General features: G+C 38.8%; 2 protein-coding genes. Both read right to left on the bottom strand.

The window, feature by feature from the left end; all coding sequences use genetic code 11:
- Window positions 1–135 precede the first annotated feature (135 nt).
- On the bottom strand, window positions 136–780 hold the full coding sequence (locus ORH16_RS18815) for a hypothetical protein (protein ID WP_265460465.1): 645 nt from the start codon (window positions 778–780) through the stop codon (window positions 136–138).
- 244 nt (window positions 781–1,024) lie between these two features.
- The coding region (locus ORH16_RS18810; protein ID WP_265460464.1) for a primase C-terminal domain-containing protein at window positions 1,025–2,157 on the bottom strand (1,133 nt) is incomplete at its 5' end.

The raw sequence follows: 2,157 nt of genomic DNA, 5'->3' as shown, positions 1-2,157 counted from the left end.
CTATCCCCGCAGTGCGGGGGTTTTCAATGGTGCCAGTTTCAATTGGTTTAACACATGATTTGTGTAGGGTTAACACAGTCTTAACACATTACGAACACATTATTTGTGCTAAAAACACATAATTTGTGTCACCCACTATTTATAGGTTTTTAGCTTCTCTTGCAACATTACAATCTGTAATTGATACTCTTCAAGTTGTGTTTCTTGTACAGCTTGACTCTGTTCTTCCTGACGAATTTCTCCTTCTAATAATCGAATTTGGGTACTGGTTTCTGTCTGTTGTTTCTCGGTTTCAACTTCTAAATTACTACGCAAATCATCAATGGATACTTGGTATTCTTCGATAGATTTTTTAGAGCAGCCAGTCATTGTTTGCCTTTCTTCAATCACTGTATTTCTGAACAAAATAGAATGCTCCACTGACTTCTCATTCACTTGTTGTTGCGTGAGTAATGGGACGGAGGAACTAGACAAATCACTGCGACTAACCACAATTTGATTTTGATAGTCTTGCGTTAACATAGTCAGGGGTACCGTAACCCGAATGACTTCCAACTGGTTCGGTAAATCATCCATATACACATACGTATAATGGTCCTGTCCTTGAAGAATTTTCACTTGTTGATTGCCTTCTGAAGCGTCCCAATATTCCACATTTACCGACCAAGAATCCTTCACATTAGACAGTGTAATCGCCTCATTTGCTAGGACAAAGGAGGATTTATTTCCATCAAAATCTACGAAATAATCTAGCAGTTCATAGGTAACATTACCTGTCACTAAGCTAATTAAAACTGCTATAGAATTGTATTTTAACGAGTCGTCAAAAAAAAAATTCAGCCCAAAAAGAACCCATGAAAAATGAATTATTCCAATCTACACACAAAGTATAAATTGGATTGATTACTTCGAAATCATAGACACCTACAGCCATAACGTATAGTTTCACAAACTATTCTCCCCCTATAAACACTCGTAAGTATCAAAGAAATATTAATGTATAAGGCAGTTTGCGTATTTAAGCTTAACTTGTATCTCGTAAATCTAACAACACTGGAAACACATCTTGTTCACGTTTTTTCGCTGGTTTCAGCACGTCATTTACTAACCTACCCGAATTAGGAAATAGGGTTAAAATCGATTTACGATATGTTTGTTGAACTTCCTGCTTAACCAAAATTAGTGTTTGCATAAGCGCAGAACGGGTGGCAACTTGAATTCCTCCGCCACGGCCACGTTTTGTTTTTAAGTAAATCTGTCCGGTTGTTTTTAGATTAATTAATACCTGGTCAAGTGATCTCGCAGGGATACTTAAGTCTTTCAGAATTTCTTTCTTCGTTGTTTCAATTACCGGTTTATAAACATAACTTTGCCTACTCAAATAAGCCAGCAAATCAGCCGCCCACTCGTCAAAATGACTGTTCTGACGTTCTTCTCTAGGCTTCTTAAACTTATACCAGCTGCTTGTGCCAAACAACTGATCGTCAGAAAAGGTTTCTGATGTCCAATTGGTCACTAGCCGGCGGATAACTACTCGGCTAGCAGCTTGATACTTACCTGAATAGGCACTTTTGATGGTTCGAGTGTACTCTTTTTCACGTAACGGACTGACCAGCTGAAAACTATTAAACTCGTCAAGAAAATCATAGCACTCTTGATAGCTGATTCCTGAAGCATAGTGGGCCAAAGCCAACGTAAATAAGGCATTGTTGCGCCCAATCACGCCTTTAGTGCCACTTATTTCTTTGCGGTTAAGGAGAATTTTCACCCATGGCTCATCAACTTGTCCTCTTGATTTACCTTTCAAAACTCGTAATCCGTCCGGATTTTTACGTTTAGGTTTTGCCGGAGCAAATGTCATAGACCAGTCAATCCATTGCTGCATAGGGTAAACAAAGTGTGGTTGATACAACACAACGTTGTCTGTCCGAGGGATTCTAGCAATACCAAAATGGTTGCATGAAAAATCGACAGGCAGAGATTTCCCAAAAAAAGTCCGCAGGTTCTCTGATATTCTTTTTGCAATCCGAATGGAACCATAGTTGTCTTTATTCGAGATATACCACGCATTCTCCAGTACAAAATAAATCTGGTATCCCCCTGGGGATTTCAAAATCATCGTTGGTAAGAAACCAAAATCTGAGTTGATGCAGCAAT

This window comes from Enterococcus sp. HY326 (assembly GCF_026157065.1).
Classification (GTDB): domain Bacteria; phylum Bacillota; class Bacilli; order Lactobacillales; family Enterococcaceae; genus HY326.
Note: the sequence above shows the minus strand (reverse complement) of the source record. Positions and strands in the feature narration are given on the sequence as shown.